Origin of the sequence: Proteus sp. GOKU (assembly GCF_015475555.1) — a bacterium.
GTDB classification, from domain to species: domain Bacteria; phylum Pseudomonadota; class Gammaproteobacteria; order Enterobacterales; family Enterobacteriaceae; genus Proteus; species Proteus mirabilis_B.
Map to the genome: position 1 here is coordinate 2,171,080 of NZ_CP034105.1, position 20,744 is coordinate 2,191,823.

The 20,744-nt window shown below is 36.3% G+C and carries 19 protein-coding genes; 17 read left to right on the forward strand and 2 right to left on the reverse strand.

The window, feature by feature from the left end:
* Positions 1 to 164: 164 nt before the first annotated feature.
* The 3 genes from lolB (at position 165) to prs (ending at position 2,710) form a co-directional block, all read left to right on the forward strand.
* Positions 165 to 803 (forward strand): lipoprotein insertase outer membrane protein LolB, encoded by a 639-nt coding sequence (gene lolB, locus EHE21_RS10115; protein ID WP_088495427.1) that lies wholly within the window; start codon positions 165 to 167, stop codon positions 801 to 803.
* Positions 800 to 1,675, forward strand: coding sequence for a 4-(cytidine 5'-diphospho)-2-C-methyl-D-erythritol kinase (gene ispE, locus EHE21_RS10120; RefSeq protein WP_194950594.1), 876 nt, complete (start codon positions 800 to 802; stop codon positions 1,673 to 1,675). The genes lolB and ispE overlap by 4 nt, the downstream gene beginning before the upstream one ends.
* Positions 1,676 to 1,762: 87 nt before the next feature.
* A complete protein-coding gene (prs, locus tag EHE21_RS10125; RefSeq protein WP_036912921.1) occupies positions 1,763 to 2,710 on the forward strand; it encodes a ribose-phosphate diphosphokinase in 948 nt (315 codons plus the stop codon).
* Between the two features lie 237 nt (positions 2,711 to 2,947).
* Here prs and ychH read toward each other — a convergent pair whose 3' ends face one another.
* On the reverse strand, positions 2,948 to 3,226 hold the full coding sequence (gene ychH, locus EHE21_RS10130; protein WP_088495425.1) for a stress-induced protein YchH: 279 nt from the start codon (positions 3,224 to 3,226) through the stop codon (positions 2,948 to 2,950).
* Positions 3,227 to 3,571: 345 nt separating this feature from the next.
* Here ychH and pth point away from each other — a divergent pair, with 345 nt between their 5' ends.
* From pth to alsS, 4 genes are all read left to right on the forward strand, one after another.
* Positions 3,572 to 4,156, forward strand: coding sequence for an aminoacyl-tRNA hydrolase (gene pth / locus EHE21_RS10135; protein WP_194950595.1), 585 nt, complete (start codon positions 3,572 to 3,574; stop codon positions 4,154 to 4,156).
* A 184-nt stretch (positions 4,157 to 4,340) separates the two neighbouring features.
* Positions 4,341 to 5,432: a redox-regulated ATPase YchF gene (ychF, locus tag EHE21_RS10140; protein WP_023582042.1), complete on the forward strand. Its 1,092-nt coding sequence runs from the start codon at positions 4,341 to 4,343 to the stop codon at positions 5,430 to 5,432.
* Between the two features lie 462 nt (positions 5,433 to 5,894).
* Positions 5,895 to 6,722 carry an acetolactate decarboxylase gene (budA, locus tag EHE21_RS10145; RefSeq protein WP_194950596.1) on the forward strand — a complete coding sequence of 276 codons (828 nt, stop codon included), beginning with the start codon at positions 5,895 to 5,897 and terminating at the stop codon, positions 6,720 to 6,722.
* A 67-nt stretch (positions 6,723 to 6,789) separates the two neighbouring features.
* Entirely contained in the window at positions 6,790 to 8,469 is a 1,680-nt protein-coding gene (gene alsS, locus EHE21_RS10150) for an acetolactate synthase AlsS (protein ID WP_194950597.1), read from the forward strand.
* Positions 8,470 to 8,951: 482 nt separating this feature from the next.
* Here alsS and EHE21_RS10155 read toward each other — a convergent pair whose 3' ends face one another.
* Positions 8,952 to 10,958, reverse strand: a complete 2,007-nt coding sequence (locus EHE21_RS10155; RefSeq protein ID WP_194950598.1) for a pentapeptide repeat-containing protein — start codon at positions 10,956 to 10,958, stop codon at positions 8,952 to 8,954.
* Between the two features lie 384 nt (positions 10,959 to 11,342).
* On the opposite strand from EHE21_RS10155, the gene EHE21_RS10160 reads away from it, so the two are divergent.
* From EHE21_RS10160 to lhgO, 10 genes are all read left to right on the forward strand, one after another.
* Positions 11,343 to 11,774 carry a PPC domain-containing DNA-binding protein gene (locus EHE21_RS10160; RefSeq protein WP_228766783.1) on the forward strand — a complete coding sequence of 144 codons (432 nt, stop codon included), beginning with the start codon at positions 11,343 to 11,345 and terminating at the stop codon, positions 11,772 to 11,774.
* A gap of 75 nt (positions 11,775 to 11,849) precedes the next feature.
* A complete protein-coding gene (locus EHE21_RS10165) occupies positions 11,850 to 12,431 on the forward strand; it encodes an ECF transporter S component (protein WP_098942621.1) in 582 nt (193 codons plus the stop codon).
* 2 nt (positions 12,432 to 12,433) lie between these two features.
* A complete protein-coding gene (locus EHE21_RS10170) occupies positions 12,434 to 13,138 on the forward strand; it encodes an energy-coupling factor transporter transmembrane component T (protein ID WP_194950600.1) in 705 nt (234 codons plus the stop codon).
* On the forward strand, positions 13,129 to 13,974 hold the full coding sequence (locus EHE21_RS10175) for an energy-coupling factor ABC transporter ATP-binding protein (RefSeq protein ID WP_194950601.1): 846 nt from the start codon (positions 13,129 to 13,131) through the stop codon (positions 13,972 to 13,974). Before EHE21_RS10170 ends, EHE21_RS10175 begins: the two co-directional genes overlap by 10 nt.
* Positions 13,958 to 14,779: an energy-coupling factor ABC transporter ATP-binding protein gene (locus tag EHE21_RS10180; RefSeq protein ID WP_194950602.1), complete on the forward strand. Its 822-nt coding sequence runs from the start codon at positions 13,958 to 13,960 to the stop codon at positions 14,777 to 14,779. The genes EHE21_RS10175 and EHE21_RS10180 overlap by 17 nt, the downstream gene beginning before the upstream one ends.
* A gap of 68 nt (positions 14,780 to 14,847) precedes the next feature.
* Positions 14,848 to 15,360 carry a DedA family protein gene (locus EHE21_RS10185; RefSeq protein WP_194950603.1) on the forward strand — a complete coding sequence of 171 codons (513 nt, stop codon included), beginning with the start codon at positions 14,848 to 14,850 and terminating at the stop codon, positions 15,358 to 15,360.
* Between the two features lie 389 nt (positions 15,361 to 15,749).
* Positions 15,750 to 16,784, forward strand: a complete 1,035-nt coding sequence (locus EHE21_RS10190; protein WP_088495417.1) for a TAXI family TRAP transporter solute-binding subunit — start codon at positions 15,750 to 15,752, stop codon at positions 16,782 to 16,784.
* Positions 16,785 to 16,796: 12 nt separating this feature from the next.
* Positions 16,797 to 18,764 carry a TRAP transporter permease gene (locus EHE21_RS10195; RefSeq protein WP_109372193.1) on the forward strand — a complete coding sequence of 656 codons (1,968 nt, stop codon included), beginning with the start codon at positions 16,797 to 16,799 and terminating at the stop codon, positions 18,762 to 18,764.
* Entirely contained in the window at positions 18,765 to 19,478 is a 714-nt protein-coding gene (locus EHE21_RS10200) for a FadR/GntR family transcriptional regulator (protein ID WP_194950604.1), read from the forward strand.
* 15 nt (positions 19,479 to 19,493) lie between these two features.
* Complete coding sequence (gene lhgO, locus EHE21_RS10205; protein WP_194950605.1) at positions 19,494 to 20,696, forward strand: L-2-hydroxyglutarate oxidase; 1,203 nt, start codon at positions 19,494 to 19,496, stop codon at positions 20,694 to 20,696.
* Positions 20,697 to 20,744 lie beyond the last annotated feature (48 nt).

Genomic DNA, 20,744 nt, shown 5'->3' on the forward strand with positions numbered 1-20,744 from the left:
TGGACTCTTCATTTCCGCCATTCTACTTGATGAACAGATTCAATAAAAGAGCTTACTTGAGTGATAGGAGATTTCTATACACAATTTAACGAAATATCGTTATATCATAAGGTTTATGATACTCTTTTTTTCAACTAATAACGAATTAAAGGAATGTCTCAGCTATGCGTTCACGCTTTTTTTCAACCAAACAACTCCTGCGCCTTATCCCGCTAACGGCGTTGTTGCTGAGTGCCTGTAATCTAAATCAGATAAAGACTCAAGGCTCGGCATCTGATAACGATGTGCAATGGCAAGCTCGCCAACAAGCATTAAAGAAAATTTCACAATATGAAACCCGAGGCGCTTTTGCTTATATCGAAGATACAAACAAAACCTATGCCCGATTCTATTGGCAAGACAGAGCTGATGAGCGTTATCGCTTATTGCTTACCAATCCTTTAGGCACAACAGAACTCGATTTAAATGTCATGCCTGGTGTGATTGAAGTTACCGATAATAATGGTAAAAAATATTATAGCGATAATCCTGCTGAGATGATTTACCAACTCACAGGTATGCTTATTCCACTCAAAAATCTACGTGCTTGGCTTGTTGGTTTACCGGGTGACGCAACTGATTTCGAATTAGATGCTAATCACTTATTAAAATCTGTCACATTACCTGCACCTGAAGGTGATTGGATTGTGACTTACCAAGCTTATGATTCAAGTACCACACCTAACCTGCCACAACGCCTTGAGTTAAAACAAGGTGAACGCACTATCAAATTAAAAATGGATAACTGGGATATACAGCAATGACACTAAGTTGGCCTTCTCCTGCCAAACTAAATCTTTTTCTCTACATCACGGGAAAACGCCCCGATGGTTATCATAATTTACAAACGTTATTTCAGTTTTTAGATTATGGCGACACACTAACCATTACACCTCGTGATGATACCCAGTTAACTATCTTAACGCCAATTGATGGCGTAGAAGATAAAGATAATTTAATTATTAAAGCCGCTAAATTACTTCGTGATTATTGCCAGCAACATAATGTTCCTTTGAAGTATCACGGTGCAGATATCAGTATTGATAAAAAACTGCCTATGGGAGGTGGTTTAGGTGGAGGTTCATCTAACGCAGCAACAACATTAATTGCACTTAATTATCATTGGCAAGCCGGATTGAGTGACGAAACTTTAGCCAAATTAGGCGTTGGTTTAGGCGCAGACGTTCCTGTTTTTGTAAAAGGTCATGCAGCGTTCGCCGAAGGCGTTGGTGAAATTTTGACCCCAGCAGAGCCAAAAGAGCAATGGTATTTGGTCGCACACCCCGGAATTTCCATTCCAACACCGACAATCTTCACAGATCCAGAATTAAAACGTAATTCTCCTATTCGCTCTCTTGGCGCATTATTAAAGGCTCCGTTCGAGAATGACTGTGAAATGATCGCAAGAAAACGTTTTCGTGAGGTTGAATATCTGCTTTCGTGGCTGTTAGAATATGCACCGTCACGCTTAACTGGGACAGGTGCCTGTGTGTTCGGCGAGTTCGACTCACAAGTTGCCGCTAGTGAAGTGTTAGTTAACGCCCCTGAGTGGGTGCATGGATTTGTAGCGCAAGGCGTCAACATTTCTCCTCTGCATTTATTCCGCTCAAGGATACCTGTGTTATTGCACCCGTAGGATGATGTTTACAAACCTTATGTTCATAAACACGTTCTTTACTGGTCAACAATATCTCTCTCTGGACGCAAGCCTGAGGTTTTTCTCGTGCCCGATATGAAGCTTTTTGCTGGTAACGCAACCCCGGAACTGGCTCAACGTGTTGCCAACCGACTCTACACTAGCCTAGGAGACGCGGCTGTAGGTCGTTTTAGCGACGGTGAAGTCAGTGTGCAAATCAACGAAAACGTACGTGGTGGTGATGTATTTATCATTCAATCAACCTGTGCACCTACTAATGATAACTTAATGGAATTAGTGGTCATGGTTGACGCATTACGTCGAGCTTCCGCTGGTCGTATCACTGCTGTTATTCCTTACTTCGGTTATGCCCGTCAGGATCGCCGTGTTCGTTCAGCCCGTGTTCCTATTACGGCAAAAGTTGTTGCGGATTTCTTATCTAGTGTAGGCGTAGACCGCGTTTTAACCTGTGACTTACACGCAGAACAAATCCAAGGGTTCTTTGATGTACCGGTTGACAATGTCTTCGGCAGCCCGATTCTTTTAGAAGATATGCTTCAAAAAGATTTGGACAACCCTATTGTTGTTTCTCCAGATATTGGCGGTGTTGTTCGTGCTCGTGCTATTGCTAAGCTTCTGAATGACACTGATATGGCTATCATTGATAAACGTCGCCCTCGTGCTAACGTTTCTCAAGTTATGCATATTATTGGTGATGTTGCTAACCGCGACTGTATCCTTGTTGACGATATGATCGACACAGGCGGTACATTGTGTAAAGCAGCTGAAGCGCTGAAAGAACGTGGTGCTAAACGTGTATTTGCTTACGCGACTCACCCAATCTTCTCTGGTAATGCTGTTGAGAACATCAAAAGCTCTGTTATTGATGAAGTGGTTGTCTGCGATACAATTCCGTTATCAGCAGAAATCAAAGCATTAAATAAAGTCCGCTCATTGACCCTTTCTGGCATGCTGGCTGAAGCAATTCGCCGTATTAGCAATGAAGAGTCAATCTCTGCGATGTTTGAACATTAATTTGTTATAACATTCATTGCAATTTGAGATAACTAAACCCGCTATAGCGTTTGTTATAGCGGGTTTTTTGTTGCTATTTTCTAGAGTAAGAATTTTAGGCAACAAAAAACCCGTTATTATTAAACGGGTCTATAGGTGTGTATTACAACGCATAATGACAACTATTATTCACTTAATATCAGTTATTAACTTCATTATTATTGTTATCTAATCTGATATTTATTTGTGATAACAACATTATGGATAACGGTGATTGTCATGACGACGATAACGCTCATCATGGTTACGTAACCACCAATATCTTTCTGCGATTGTTTCTCTACCACCAATGCGGGCGCCTGCTAACCACACCAAAGCACCAATAAAGATCCCCATTAAAGAGATATCTGATAAAAACTCAGGAAGTCCTAATGGGAAAATATGAGTAAGAAGCGTATAACCAAGACTACCGAGCATAACAATCATCCCCGTAGCCATACATAAATTACCAACTGCAAATGCATGTTTATATTTCATGTTGCACCTCCAAGCGCGTCGTCAGACGATTCAACAACAAAATACATCGAATAACCTTTTGTTCTTTGCAGTTATTATAGCCATAAATACTAAGAAGTTATTGTCGAAGAGATCACATCGCTCCGAAATTTATTGATAATTCTTAACAAAAAATGTGTTTTTGTCTTTCAAAAGAAGAAAATAACGCCGATTTTGTCATTTTCGCTCTTTTTGTTAAATCAAAAAGGTGATATTTCCTCTACACATCATTCCCAAAAAACATTCTATGTAATCTATTTTGTGCTTCTGAGCTTAGACAGGTAAACTATGCCCTTTCTTTTAAGACGATAACAGTGAAAGGCTATTGTGAGTAAAATTAAACTTATCGTCGGGTTAGCAAACCCCGGTGCAGATTATGCCCAGACTCGCCATAATGCGGGTGCTTGGTATGTTGATTTATTGGCTCAACGTCATCAACAATCTCTAAAAGAAGAGAGTAAATTCTTTGGTTATACCGCTCGCATTAATTTGAACGGTAATGATGTTCGATTATTAGTACCAACAACTTTTATGAATTTAAGTGGTAAAGCGGTACAGGCAATGGCGAATTTCTATCGTATCGAGCTTAATGAAATTCTAGTTGCACATGATGAACTCGATTTACCGCCCGGTGTTGTCAAAATGAAGTTAGGTGGTGGCAATGGCGGTCATAACGGTTTAAAAGATATTCAAAGTAAGTTTGCTAATAATCCAAACTTCTATCGTTTACGCATTGGTATTGGTCACCCTGGTGATAAAAATAAAGTTGTTGGTTTTGTATTAGGTAAACCACCAATGAGTGAACAAAAATTGATTGATGACGCTATTGATGAAGCACTTTCATGCACAGACATTTTAATGCGTGATGGTTATGAGAAAGCAATAAACCGCTTACATAGCTTTAAAGCGTAATCATTATATTGATAAATTAAGTAATTTTAATATTCAGAGGGTAAAGCTCCCCTCTTATTTTGTGCGATTAATCCCTGATGATTTAATCAAACGGGGATTTGCTCTATAATAGCGCCAAATTTTTTTAACAGCACACAACAGGAATACTCCCTCCTGTTGTTTTTATGTGACAAGGTGAACGTTTATGGGATTTAAATGTGGTATCGTCGGTCTGCCTAACGTAGGGAAATCTACACTGTTTAATGCCTTAACTAAGGCAGGTATTGAGGCAGCCAACTTCCCATTCTGTACTATCGAGCCAAACACAGGTGTTGTTCCAATGCCTGATCCTCGCTTAGATAAACTAGCTGAAATTGTTAAACCACAGCGTATTTTACCAACAACAATGGAATTTGTTGATATCGCAGGTTTAGTAAAAGGTGCATCTAAAGGTGAAGGTTTAGGTAACCAATTCCTAACAAATATTCGTGAAACTGAAGCGATTGGTCATGTGGTTCGTTGTTTTGAAAATGACAATATCATTCACGTTGCAGGTAAAGTTGATCCTGCTGAAGATATCGAAACCATCAATACTGAATTAGCCCTTTCTGACTTAGATACCTGTGAACGAGCAATGCACCGTAATCAGAAAAAAGCAAAAGGTGGCGATAAAATTGCTAAAGCAGAAATGGAAGTGTTAGAAAAATGCTTACCGCATTTAGAAAACGCAGGCATGTTACGCGCTTTAGATTTAACTGAAGAAGAAAAAGCAACTATTCGTTATTTAAGCTTCTTAACGTTAAAACCAACAATGTATATTGCAAACGTTAATGAAGATGGTTTTGAAAATAACCCATATCTTGAAACTGTTCGCAAAATTGCAGAAGCAGAAGGCTCTGTAGTTGTTCCTGTTTGTGCCGCTATCGAAGCAGATATTGCTGAGTTAGAAGATGCAGAGCGTGAAGAGTTTATGCAAGATTTAGGTATTGAAGAGCCTGGCTTAAACCGTGTAATTCGCGCTGGTTATGCCCTACTGAACTTACAAACTTACTTCACTGCTGGCGTTAAAGAAGTACGTGCATGGACAATCCCTGTAGGTGCAACAGCGCCACAAGCGGCAGGTAAAATCCACACTGACTTTGAGAAAGGCTTTATCCGTGCTCAAACTATCGCTTATAACGATTTTATCACTTACGGTGGTGAACAAGGCGCTAAAGAAGCAGGAAAAATGCGTGCGGAAGGTAAAGAATATATCGTTCAAGATGGCGATGTAATGAACTTCTTATTTAATGTTTAATAATTACTTATATTAAATATAATCGCTAAACCCACGGTCATTCGTGGGTTTTTTATATGCACTTCATTTACTTTTCCTAATTAAAAATCCATTTCAAATTTAGATATTATCATCAAGAATATTTCTTCCATTTTCTTCCCTAAATAGATTAATTCACAGTAATCCATAACTAATTCGTTGTAAAGTGTATGCTTTTCACACTCACCTAGTTATCACCATCACCACACATCCAATAAAAACAGCTTATCAATAAAAATATACTTTATTAAACTGATTTTTTAATCAATAAATCGAATGAATTAAATCAATATAAAACAGTAATCTATATTTAATTTTCAAATACACAACTATCACTCATTATTCAATAACAATTAAAACATTTGAAAATCTTATGTATTGGATTGATAATAAATTTGATGGTCAATTAATGACTATCTTTATTCAATAAGGATCGATTTTATTATGAATAGTAGTCTTAAATATAACGTGCGAGATAATAGCGATATTAAACAGAATAAAGAGAGTGGTTGCCAATGTGGGCAAGAAATAATAAACAACTTAAATAATTATATTAATAATCATCCCGAATGTACTATTTATCAAAATTCATTAATGAGTAGTTTAATTGCGGGTGTATATGACAGTGAGGTTACTATTGCTGATTTATTAAAGCATGGTGATTTTGGTTTAGGCACATTCAATCAACTTGATGGTGAATTAGTTGCATTCGACAGTAATGTTTTTCAGCTACGCTCTGATGGTAGTGCGCGAAAGGCATTAAACTCTCAAAAGTCTCCTTTTGCTGTAATGACATTTTTTAATTGTGATATTGAACATCACTTTTCTTATGGTGCATCACAAAAAGAAATACACAATATAATTAATCAGTATGTTCCCTCCGATAATTTGTTTTGTGCAATCAAGATTGAAGGTGAATTTGAATTAGTTAAAACACGCACCGTTCCTCGTCAAGAGCCTCCCTACCGCCCAATGTTAGAAGCTATCGAAAATCAGCCTATTTTCACCTTTCACAATGAAACAGGGATTATTGCAGGTTTTCGATCCCCACAATTTACTCAAGGCATAAATGTTGCGGGATTTCATGAGCATTATATTAATCAACAACGCCAAGGTGGTGGGCACGTTCTTGATTACTACTTAAAAAAGGGCATATTACAAGTCGGGATCATTTCTCGCCTTACTATTGATTTACCCAGCCAGTCAGCTTTTCTACAAGCTAATTTAATGCCAGACAACCTCCATCAAGCAATAGAACAAGCCGAAAATTAATTTAAAAATCACGTCATTTTATTCTCAATCCAATTTTTTATTCACTTGCAAAATCAAAGAAGGTTATATGAATACTCCTCATTGGAAATGTGGTGCAGATTTAGTTGTCAAACAATTAGAACAACATGGCATTAAACAAGTATTTGGTATTCCGGGTGCAAAAATTGATCGTGTATTTGATTCTCTTGTTGATTCTAGCATTGAAACAGTGGTTGTTCGTCATGAAGCTAACGCCGCATTTATGGCTGCCGCAGTTGGTCGTTTAACAGGCAAAGCAGGAGTGGCTATCGCAACGTCGGGTCCAGGATGCTCTAATCTTGCAACGGGCATTGCAACAGCAACATCTGAAGGTGATCCATTAGTTGCGTTGGGAGGATCAGTAAAATCCTCTGATAGATTAAAACTGGTTCATCAAAGCATGGATACCGTTACCATGTTTAATCCTATTACTAAATTTTGTGCTGAAATTGATTCTTCAAAATCAATTTCCGAAACTATGGCTAATGCCTTTCGCCATGCAGAATCAGGAAGACCGGGCTCCGCTTTTTTAACTTTTCCAATGGATATTTTAAATAATGAAGTGAGTAGCCCAATATTAGTACCTAAATCAAAATCCAATATTGGTAGTGCAAATAATGATGCCATTCAAGAAGCCGTTAAATTACTGCTGAATGCCAAAAGCCCCGTTATTTTATTAGGACTACAAGCTAGTTACCCTGAAAATGCATTAGCATTACAAAAGCTACTTGATATTTGCCCTCTTCCGATTGTAGGCACTTATCAATCAGCTGGTGCGATTGCTCAACGCCATTTTCCTTTATTTGCTGGTCGTATTGGTTTATTTAATAATCAACCGGGTGATGAGTTATTATCTCACGCTGATTTAGTAATCACTCTAGGTTATAGCCCTATCGAATATGAGCCGTCATTATGGAATCACAATAATGCCAATATTATTCATATAGACGAGATCCCCGCTGAAATTGATTTAGCTTACTGCCCTGATTTAGAATTAACAGGCAATATCAAATTGACAATTGATAATTTGACTCACTATTTTGCAAAACAATCTACATCTCAAATTACACTCTCAAATAATACTCGTCAGATTTTAGAGAAAATTCGTCACCAAAGAGAAATTCTGCAACAAAATAGTTATTTTCGGCATGGTTCTCCTATTCACCCTTTAACCATCATCCATGAGATGCAAAATATTATTGATAACGATGTAACACTCTGTATTGATATGGGGAGTTTTCATATATGGCTCGCTCGTTATCTTTATAGTTTTAGGGCAAGACAAATGCTAATTTCTAATGGGCAACAGACAATGGGTGTTGCATTACCTTGGGGAATTGGCGCTTCTTTTGTTCGACCATCCGATAAAATTATTTCTGTTTCTGGTGATGGTGGCTTTATGCAATCGTCTATGGAGTTAGAAACCGCAGTTCGTTTAAATACCAATATCTTGCATATTATCTGGGTGGACAACGCTTATAATATGGTCGAAATGCAAGAGCAAGAAAAATATGGTCGTTATTCTGGCGTAAAATTTGGAGCAATTGATTTTAAACGTTATGCCGAATCTTTTGGCGCTAAAGGATTTTCGGTTGAATGTGCATCTCAATTACGTACTATTTTACATGAAGCAATGACTGTTGATGGCCCTGCGGTTCTGGCTATTCCTGTTGATTATCGAGATAACGCTAAATTAATGGAACATATTGATTACAATTTGATTATTTAGTGTGTTCTAAACTAATTAGATAAAAGCCCTCAATAATATTAAATACTATTGAGGGCGTTCTAATATAATGCTACTGCTTATTTTGATTTAAATATTCAGCCACACGAACTTCAATATTTTTACACTTACTCTCTGATAAAGAATAGAACATAGCAATATTATTGACATCTACATTCAATAATAAACCGTAATAATAAGCATTTTTCACATCACTTTTAAACAAATATACTTCATAGAGTTTTGAGAAAGAAGGCTCTGCGAATACATTTAAAATTATCACAAAATAATGGTTGCAAATAAAAGATTAGGATGATGTAACAAAATACTGGCGCCTTGATATGTTGGAGCAAAGTGAAATCTGAAACAATATCTTTACGTCATTTTTTACTTAGAAATCAATCAAATAATACATTAATTTAATTCCCCCCCTCTCCTACAATGTGTTTTTGACTAAACAAGAATTAACTTTATTTCTAAGTAAATTATTTCCAATGTATAGGCATAATAGCATTATAAATTTTATTAAAGTTTTTTTCCGCATAAGAGTTCATTATTGAAAAAAGAATATCAGTACATGTAAATGCATTATCTTGTCCTAACAATCTATTTTCCCAATCACTAAAATAATCATTCATTAAATCCGCATTTAATTCATTTGCTTTACTCAGCAACGCATAAGCGTACATTCTTAATATTTGAGGTGATTCGTATTCTGTGCCAAATACAGCACTAGATGAGTATTTAACAAATAGCGTTGCAAGACTTAATAAATATTTTGATTTTTCTTCATTATTTAGTAACTCAATATCTAAGTTTTGACAAATCTCTTGATAATGCTCTTCTTTTAATGAGGCATGTTTAATATTGTCATTTGAAAAAACCAAGAACTTTTCAAATATGTCAACTAATTTTTGTTGATTCTCAATACTAACTAATTTTTGTTTAGACGTAATAGCGTTGCCTATAAAAGCAGAATAAAATTGATTGTAGAAATTATCTAATTTTAATGTTGGTAATATTTTAAGACACATACCTTTATGAATACTTTCATTATAACTATTTTTAAATATATCGAAATCACTATTAAATAAATTATAATAGTTAATTTTCTCAATAGCTTGGTTTTTATTATTAATATAGAGAAAGAAATTATTCCATCTTATATCATGCTCTGTATCATGCGGAAATAACATATTCGTTAAATTTTCATGACTAATTATAATAGTCTTATTCTCATCACCATAAGTATGATTATTCTTACTAAAAATAATGTAGTTATTATAATCTTTTTCACTCCAATCTACTTCATGATATCCATTACCAAAATCTTCTTTTTGAACAAAAGGTCTAACGTCACCCAAATTAAGATACTTTTCATATAATACTCTGGCTTTTTCTTTGATATTTTTATTATCATGATAAAGAGACAATGCCATTAACTCAATAAATTCATTATTATTCTTTATCATAAATTCATCATAATAATATATATTAAACTCATCTGGCTTCCTATTATTATGAAGTTCAGTAATCACATCTAAACAAAGTGGCAAATGATTTTTAACTAATTCATTTTGAAATAATCTGGTATTATTACAGAGATGTTTGAATTTAATTTCTAACAAACGCTTGGTAAAAGCATAGATTTCTTTATTATTAAGATAATATTCTTTAGATGAAATATTGTCTATTACTAAGTCCACAAGAAATAAATTATTTGCAATTCCTATGTTTTTATTTAATTTATCTATTACTTGTCTCATAAGAGATATTTTTATTTTATAGTACTTATCATCTATAGAATTAATGGTATCAAAAATTGTATGCCTACTTAAGTTTTCATCTAAAGACTGACTCATTAATTTCGAATCAAACAAATGAAATTTAGGATTAAGACTTATTTCTGCATTATCGAGTTTTGCATTTGAATAATTAGCATTGTTTAAATAAACTTTAGCGCCTGTCAAATCACTATTTATAAATATTGAGCCTTCTAGATTTGCTTGCGTTAAATCAACACCTTTAAGATTAGATCCTGAAAAATCAACACCTTTATATCCCCATCTCTTATCAATATTATACGAAGAACTAAAATTAGCCTTTCTTAGATCTTTATTTTTTAGATCAACACTAATTAAATTTTCATTACTAAAATCATATGGACGCTTAAATGGCCTAGATGTTCCAGTTAATCTTATTAATTCGCTATTTTCAACATTACTATTAATAAGTTCACTCTTATCTGTAAAATCATTTCTAATTACATTTATTTTATCAGATAATAACTTATACTTAATTAATTTTTCTTGCTGAAAAAATTTATTATCAGAGCATTTTTCTAATTTTAATTGTGCATTTGTTGAATTTATTCTTAATATTTTTTCTGCAAAATGTATATTACTTAAGGAAGGATTGCGATTTGCTAAATCAACAGCGGCTGCAGTGCTTCTCATTACATGCGCTTTAAGATATAAATACATATTACTCATAATTAACACCAATATTTAATCGATTAAAAATGATAAAAATCCAGATAATATTCATATACCCCTCTCTCATTGATTATTAAACAATCTAGTTAGTTAGCTTCTGTACCTACTAAAAAAACAGTTAAAATATTAAGGATAAATATTCCAAATTAATCTTATTTTCTTCTCTATATCTTCTTATAAGCGAATATTTTGCTATAAAAACTTTATTTGCCACCAAAACACTATTCTCTATTCCCTCTTGCGACTTTTCTATTAATAATACGTTGCAATTATTTTATAAATGTAAGCTAAAACTAAGCTTTATCTTATCGGGTTTGCTACCTTTAACATCTAAAATAACGCTAACCTACTAATATAGTACAATAAATCATTAGGATAACTATCATGTCTCAACCTCAATCACTCTCCTCTACTACGCATTTTTTTGCTGTTAGATTATTACCCGGTGAAGATGTGATTGCGGTATTGCGCCAATTTATTCAGCAAAATAACCTAAAATCGGCATTTATTGCAGGTTGTGTGGGGAGTTTAACAGATGTGGTATTACGTTTTGCAGGTCGCGAAGAAAATCGCTATCTTACAGGTAAATTTGAAATTGTTTCACTTATTGGAACGTTAGATGACCAAGGTGAACATTTGCATTTAGCGGTTTCAGATGAAAATGGATTAATGTGTGGTGGACATATGATGCCAGGCTGTACAGTGCGCACGACGCTAGAGCTCGTTATTGGTGAGTTAGAGCAAGTGACTTTTAGCCGTCAGCCTTGTGAGCACTCTGGTTATGAGGAGTTGGTCATCGCACCGCGTAAATAGCCTTTTTATCAAAAGCGTTATTGACGCAAAATAATAAAACCAATAGTAACTATCCTTTGTAAAGGTTTTTAAACTATGTCTACAACTCCTCAAATTTCGAGCCGTACTCTTGTGCTCATTGTTGTTTCTATTGCAATAAATATGATCGGTGGTCAAATCACCTCAATGGTCAAACTTCCTATCTTTTTAGACTCTATTGGTACACTTATCTGTGCATTATTAGGGGGTCCGTGGGTTGCATTATTTACTGGATTATTAACCAATCTATTATGGGGATTAATTAGTGGTCCAATGGCTGCCGCATTTGCACCCGTTGCGATGATGATAGGATTAAGTGCAGGTTTATTAGCACGTGCGGGTGGTTTTCGTTCTTTAATTCGCGTTATTGGCTCAGGCGTTGTCATTACTTTAGCGTTGATGATTGTCGCTGTTCCAATTCGTACTTATTTATTTGGTGGTGCAACTGGAAGTGGCGCAGATTTCTTTGTCGCTTATTTTCATGCTGTTGGTGAAGGGCTTATTGAATCTGTTGCAATTACTGTATTAGGTGCAAATCTTGCCGATAAAATATTATCAGCAATTATTGCTTGGTTATTAGTACGTCAATTACCACAAAGAACACAACGTAATTTTCCTGCAATGGCTAAGGTTCGCTAATAATGCATCCCTTTACCTCATTGGCATTATGGCTTTGGCTAAGTGCTAGTGTGCTTTTTTTATCATTAAGCTTACCACTGCTGATTATCAGCAGTGGTACTTTTATTAGCTTATTACTGTGGAATGCCTCTCGCTGGCGTTGGCGCTTTATTGCATGGTTGATGATCCCAATGGCAATAGGCTTATGGTTAGTTCATAGCGGTTGGCTTGCGTATTGGTTAACAGGTGGCATTTTAGATACCAGTAAACAAACTATGGCAATAACGCTATGGCTAAGATTATTAGCAATAATAAGCGGTGCTCAATTGTGGTTACAGTACACTTCAACCGAACAATTTATTAGAGCCTTATTTGCTAGCCGTCTACCTATGAGCCTTTCCTATTTATTAGCCGGCCCTTTGCTGCTTGTAGAACAATTACGCCAACAATTACACAATATAAGAGAAGCACAATTAGCGCGAGGTGTTCCTCTTGATGGTTCATTTTGGCAACGTCTAATAACATTGCCTGCCATTATCTTACCACTTATTAGCCATGTATTAAGTGACCTAACTATTCGTAGTGCAGCATTAGATATGCGAGGGTTTCGTATTATTGCAAAACGAACTACGCTTTCTCCTCCTGCCGATACACCACTACAAGAGATGTTACGCCATTTGATTTTACTGCTTATCTTTGTTGAAGGGGCTATTTGGCTATGGTACTAAGTCTTCAGCAATTTAGTTTTACCCCTAAAGGCGATGAGCAACCGATTATCGGCCCTATTGATTTGCAATTAAAACAAGGAGAGTGGCTTGTTGTTTTGGGAGGAAATGGCAGTGGAAAAAGTCTTCTTGCCCAATTACTAGCAGGTTGGTATCCCGATTTATTAACAGGTTCAGTACAAGGCTTGGGAATTGTACAAAATATTGCTCTAGATAAAAGCCGATTAGTGTCGCTAGCCCCCGGAAGACAACTCGTTCAACAATCCCCCCAACTACAGCTCTCAGGCTGTGCTTTTACTGTAGAACAAGAGATTGCTTTTGGTCCTGAAAATTTAGGGTTAAGCGATAATGAAGTGCGATTTCGTGTAAAAGAAGCAATGGGATTAACACAATGCGACAGTTTACGTTTTCGTCACCCTTCTACACTTTCAGGTGGAGAAGCTCAGCGAGTTGTGATTGCAAGTGCCCTTGCCATGCACCCAAAATTATTATTACTTGATGAAGCATTCAGTCGTTTAACCCCTAATGCAACACAACAATTACAACAACGTATAAAACAATATTCAAAAGAACATAAATGTAGTGTGATTATTTTTGAACGTAGCTTATTACCTGCAATAACGCTTAGTGAACAATTTTTATTGTTAGAAGCAGGAAAAGCAAAAGCAACAGGCGTCTTAGAAGATATATTTCCTTTCTTATTTTCAACAATTAATGCCCCTGATTCATGGCAAGCTTTAAATTGGTTAGTTGAAAACCATTATTGGAACAAAAATATTGTAAATAACGATAAAGCTTTGCTTAAGGCTTTTAAGGAGTTTTATGCTACAGCTGGATAAAGTGTCTTATCGTTGGAGTGAAGATGTTCCATCCTGTATTTCTCAATTATCTTTAACGTTAAATCAAGGTGAGTGGATAACGCTCGTTGGTGATAATGGCGCGGGTAAATCAACCTTATTACGTTTAATTGCGGGGTTATTAACACCCAATGAAGGTGAGATAAAACTCAATAATCAGTCATTATCTCAAATGAAAGCTGAACAACGCGCTCAATATATTGGTGTATTATTTCAAGAGCCTGAACGACAAATATTTCATAATACAGTAGAAAAAGAGGTCACTTTTGGTCTGAAACAACGCAAGTTTTCTAAAGATGAGATTAAAAAACGTTTAGATGAAACATTAATGCTTTGTGGTTTAAGTGATGTCGCTGATGTTCATCCTTTAGATTTACATGCAGGTCAACGCAGAATGGTTGCCGTCGCCAGTTTAAGTATTCTATCCCCTCAAATATTACTGCTTGATGAACCTACTCGCGATTTTGATGCACATTGGCTGGCTTGTTTTGAGAATTGGCTTCAAGTACAAAAAACATTAGGGACATCTGTTCTTGCTATTAGCCATGATCTGGACTTTACTGCACGCCATTTTCAGCGAGTTATCCATTTATCTTCAGGTAAATTAATTGCTGATGGCGCACCTGAAAAGGTATTAATGAGCTCAACACTGCAATCCCTTTCAGATATACCTGCACCTACGCTATACTCATTAAGCCAAAAACTAAAATTACCAACTAAAAACTCCCCCATTGAATGGGCTAAAATGTTAGTTGAAATGAATAAAAATCATAAAATTAACCCATAATAATCTTAAGGCTTATCTCTCTATTATTCGCGTTTGTTGTTGTTTATTTTGTTGCTGGAGATAATAAAATGGAAATTATTCACACTCTATTAGACTCTTTGAGTCATTTATCTCCCATTACGCTTTTTCTCTCCATTACATTAATCACAGCTGGAAAATCGACTATTGGTATTTCTTCATTCTTACCTCCTGCATCTTTAATGTTGATCTTTATTTTTGGTGCCTGTTTGCCTCTTTATTCTCCTATTTTTCTTTGGCTAGCAACCAGTTGTGGCGCTCTATTAGGCTCGATTATTAGCTATGAATTAGGCCGCTCTATCTATCGATTTCCTCGACTTAAAGCATGGGTTAAGCGTTATCAATCAAAAATTAATCGAGTTCAGCAGTTATTAAAAAATAAGACGCACTATATTTTATTTATCTCTCGATTCCTCGCTGTATTTCGTTATTTAACACCGTTTAGTGCCGGTCTATTAAAACTACCCACATACGGCATTTATATTACCAGTGCTATTTCTGCATTAATTTGGTCAGCTATGTTTGTACTGATTGCAACAGGCGTGCTTTCCATTGCCTTATAAGCGTTTTAATTACGACTAAGCTTTACTTGTTTTTTTAACACTAAAAATAATCTATTTTCCCCCTTCATCATCGGATTATTTAACGATTTTCTGATCCTCTGTTTTTTTCATTTTATTTTTTATTATCGATAAATAGGTTATTTTTTAGCTTGTTTTATCGTTTCTCTAGCAAGTTATTGATATTTTCTTTTGTGTTTTATGACTATCACCATAATTATGATTAAAAATTGCATAATTACTATGTTGATCACAAATTGTTATTTTCTTGTTTTGATTTCATTAAGTCACTTCACAATTTCTTAACGTTCCTTGTTTCTATAAAAGTTGTCATGTTGTATACAAGTTAGTGTGAAACATTCACCTGCGTTTTTATGTACAGGAACAACATCATGAGAATAAGAAAAACAAAGCTTGCCATCGGTATTGTTGCTGTTATTGCTGTTGTCTCATTAGCAGTAATCGGCAAAAAAGAGAATGCGAATAAACAATTTCTCTCTGTAGCAACCGCTTCAACAGGAGGAACGTATTATCCGATGGGAGTGGGTTTAGCAAACGTATGGAGTACGCATCTTAAGGATAGAGGCGTTCAAGTAACCGGACAATCTTCTGCTGGCTCAATAGAAAATATCTATTTAATGCAGAAGAATGAAGCTCAACTTTCAATATTACAAAGCCTTTTAGCCGTAGAAGCCTACGAAGGTGTGCGTAACTTTGAAGGTAAACCAGAAAAAAATCTACGCTCAATTTCTATGTTATGGCCGAATGTCGAACACTTTGTATTGATGAATAACAAAGTGAAAACAGGCACATTAGACGATATTCGTGCAACAAGTTTTTCAGTTGGCCCTCAAGCCAGCGGTACTGAACAATCTACAATTATTATTCTTAAAGGCGTTAATTTAACTAAAAAAGACATCACTCCAGAATATCTTGGGTATGGAGATACGGTTTCTGCCATGCGAGATGGTCGCCTTGATGGTGGCGCATTACCTGCTGGCGTGCCTGCTTCAGCGGTAACGGATATGTACGCAAGTGGTGTCAGTGCAAAATTACTCGAAGTCACCGATAAGCAACTTGATGATATCAATCATGTGGCAAATTCATGGTTTCGATTTGAAATACCCGCCAACACCTACCCTCGTCAAACTGAAATGGTCAATACTATTGCTCAACCTAATATCTTAATGACCACAACCAGTATTGATAATGATTTAGTTTATGAGCTGACAAAAACTATGTTTGAGAACCTGCCTGAGGTTCACCAAGTTCATAGCGCAGCCAAATACATCACCACAGAAAATGCATTAAAAGGCGTTTCTGTACCATTACATTTAGGGGCTTACCGCTACTACAAAGAAATCGGATTAGAGATCCCTGATTATCTTATTCCACCAGAAGCTCAAACGCAGACTAATAATAAATAACAGGAGTGAGTTATGACTAACAATGACCACCTAACTCCGGTAGAGCCACCTGCATTAGATAAAGAAGCAAGCTCCGGCAATCGCCAACTTGCAGGTATTTACCTGAAAATTACTACGACTCTTGCAATATTAATTTCGCTTTATGCTATTTATTCCAACGCATTATCAAATACTCAAGAGTTTTATCGTAATACTATTTTTCTTAGCGGTATTTTAATTTTAGGTTTTATTTTGTTTCCATTCTCTAAGCGTTTTTCAACGCCTAAATTTAATGGATGGGATTATCTTTTTATTGCTTTAACATTAATCAGTTATGGCTACTTTTTCTTTAATTATGTTGATCTTCACGTTGTGAGAAAAAGTATTCCAAATACCACCGATTATGTCATGGCCATATTAGGAATTATTGTACTGTTTGAAGCAGCAAGAAGAACCACTGGCTATTTCATTCCAGGGCTTGCCACTTTTGCCATTATCTACGCTTTATTTGGTCAGTATTTTATGGGTATTTTCGGTCATGCAGGATTCTCTGTAGAAAGATTGTTATACCGTTTATTTATGACCAGTGAAGGTATTTTTGGGATCACACTTTCAACAGCCTCAACAGCAATTGTTGTCTTTATTCTTTTTGGCTCGTTCTTAAGTGTGAGTGGTGCAACAGCGCTATTTAATGACTTAGCACTTGCTCTTGCGGGTCGTCGCCGTGGTGGTCCTGCTCAAGTTGCTGTTATTTCGTCTGCATTAACGGGTTCATTAAGTGGAAGTGCTGTCGCCAACGTAGCAACAACCGGTACTTTTACCATTCCTTTGATGAAAAGCATTGGATTAACACCTCGCTTTGCGGGTGCCGTAGAAGCAACTGCATCAACGGGCGGTATGATAATGCCACCTATTATGGGTGCTGCTGCATTTATTATGGCGGGCTTTTTGGGCATTTCTTATACCACGATTGTTATTGCCGCGATTATTCCAGCGTTGTTGTATTACGCAGCATTAATTATGGCGATTGATATCGAAGCTAAAAAACAAGGATTAAAAGGTTTAAGTAAAGAGAATATCCCACAAGTTAAAGCGGTATTAAAAGCGCGTGGTTTATTATTACTGCCTTTAGTTATTGTTATTGGCACCTTATTAGTGGGTAAAACACCTATTTATGCAGGTTTCTTAGGTATTCTAACTATTATTGTTGCAAGCTGGATTACACCTGATAAATCAGTCCGTATGACATTAACTAAAGTGGCCGATGCCTTAGCTGAAGCTGCTCGTGGATCGGTTCAAGTGACTGTCGCTTGTGCTGCCATAGGTGTCATTATCTGTGTCGTTACAATGACAGGTATTGGTGCGACATTAGCATTTAATATTGTCTCAATGACAGATAACACATTATGGATGATCTTATTAGTTGTTATGCTGGTGTGTATTGTATTAAGTATGGGTTTACCTTCAACGGCATTATATATTGTCGTAGCCGTTACAGTGTCACCTATCTTAATTAAAGCGGGTGTAATGCCTTTAGCAGCTCACTTCTTTGTTTTCTGGTTTGGTGCTCTATCTAATATTACACCGCCTGTAGCATTGGCAAGTTATACCGCAGCCAGTATTGCAAGAGCTGATCCAATGCAAACATCATGGGATGCGGTTCGCTTAGCACTTCCTGGTTTTATCATTCCGTTTATTTTAGTCTATAACCCTGCTTTATTGATGCAAGGTGATAATTTAGGTGTACTTTCTATTGGATTAATGATTATTAGTGCATTAATCGGAATTTATGCACTAAGTATCGCAACAGCAAACTTCTGGATGATTAAAACAACGTGGTTTGAGCGTATTGCATTTGCAGCAGCAGCAATTCTAATGATTAAACCGGGCTTATATACCGACCTTTTAGGTGTCGCCTTGATCCTATTGACTGGTGCATTCCATTTATTACGGTCTAAAAAACAATTAGCCAATATGGAGCATGCATCTGGAGAAAACTAGATGATACAAAAGATCTCACGCCAAAAAGCGTCGCATCAAATTCTTGAGCAGATAAAGCAAAATATTAGTAACGGGACATACCCTGTTGGTGAAAAGTTACCTTCTGAAAATGTACTTGCTGACGCCTTTGGCGTCAGTCGAGTCCCCATCAGAGAAGCATTAGGTGTCTTAGAAGCCAGTGGCATAGTAACTTCACGCCAAGGGGGCGGTCGCCGTGTCATTGACCATTCTATACTCAGTAAATATGAGCCATTAGTTATGGAAATTGCTTGTCCTGAAGAGATAGATTCGCTGCTTGAAATGCGTGAGGTCATTGAACATGAAGCGGCAGCTATTGCCGCTTTACGTCGAACACCAGAAGAATTACGCGCTATCGAAAACGCCCACGACGCTTTTGTTTTGGCAACAAGGCAAAACAAAAGCATTGGTCATAAAGAAGATTATCAATTTCATCGTTCGATTATGGTTGCCTCACATAATCCCTTTTTTGTCCGGATCTTAGATAACTTACATGAACTCTACCTTGGTGTATTAATGTATTCGTTAAGTCAAAACAAAGGACGAGATACTGAAATTGAACGAGTAATTGCAGAACATGAGGCAATTCTTGAGTCAATACGTCAACAAGATCACGATGAGACAAGCCATAGAATGCGTCTTCATTTAACCAATGTGCGTGGCAAATTAAAGCGCTTACAACAAGAACCCTGTTAATTTAAAATTTATAAAATGGATAATATTATGACTTATGACGTGATTATTATTGGTGCGGGATTAGTCGGATTAGGGGTTGCAAGTGCACTACAAGAGAGTCAACCTGAGCTGAAATTACTAGTGATTGATAAAGAATCTGGCCCTGCTGTTCACCAAAGTGGGCATAACAGTAATGTTGTTCATTCAGGTATTTATTACACACCAGGGAGCCTTAAAGCGAGGCTGGCAAAACAAGGCAACATCACAACGTATGCATTTTGCCAACAACATAATCTCTATTATGACCGTTGTGGCAAAGTCATTGTTGCCACCAATGAAAAAGAGTTACAAGCATTAGAAAATATCTATCAACGTGGTATTGAAAACGGACTTGAAGTTATCAAAATGACTGAAGCCGAGCTTAAAGTCAGAGAGCCTTATGTTAATGGTATTGCTGCCTTATTAGTTCCTGATGCAGGCATTGTGAATTACCCTGAAATTGCGGCAAAACACGTTGAAATTATTCAATCTCGTGGTGGTGAATTTGCATTTGGACAAGCGGTTACAACAATTAATGAAACCGATGATACTGTCACTGTTACAACTTCCAATAACCAATTTACAGGTAAATGGTTAATTAATTGCGCCGGTTTATTTAGTGATCGTATTGCTAAAATGGCAGGTTATGACACAGGCATGAAAATAGTCCCATTCCGTGGTGAATATTTTATGCTTAATGCTAATAAAAACTACTTAGTAAACCATCTGATCTACCCTGTTCCTAATCCTGATTTTCCTTTCTTAGGTGTGCATTTTACACGTATGTATAACGGACACCGCGATGTTGGGCCTAATGCGGTATTAGCTTTTAAGCGTGAAGGTTATAAAAAAAGCGACATTAACTTAAAAGATCTCGCCGAAGTTCTCACTTATAAAGGATTTTGGAAAATTGCTGGAAATTATTTAGGTGAAGGAATGGCAGAGCTTCGTCGTTCATATTCCCGTAAATTATTTACTGCGAATGCACAAAAACTCATTCCTGATTTACGTGAAGCAGATATTCATCCGGGTCCTGCTGGTGTTCGAGCCCAAGCATTAACTCGTAAAGGGAAATTAGTAGATGATTTCCATTTTGTAAAAGGTAAACGTTCACTGCATGTTTGTAATGCTCCGTCACCTGCGGCAACTGCGTCTATTGAAATAGGCAGAGAAATAGTAAAAGAGCATTTTTCTTTGTAATTGAAAAAATATACTTCGAGTAAAAATAACAAATAGCATTGAAATTAA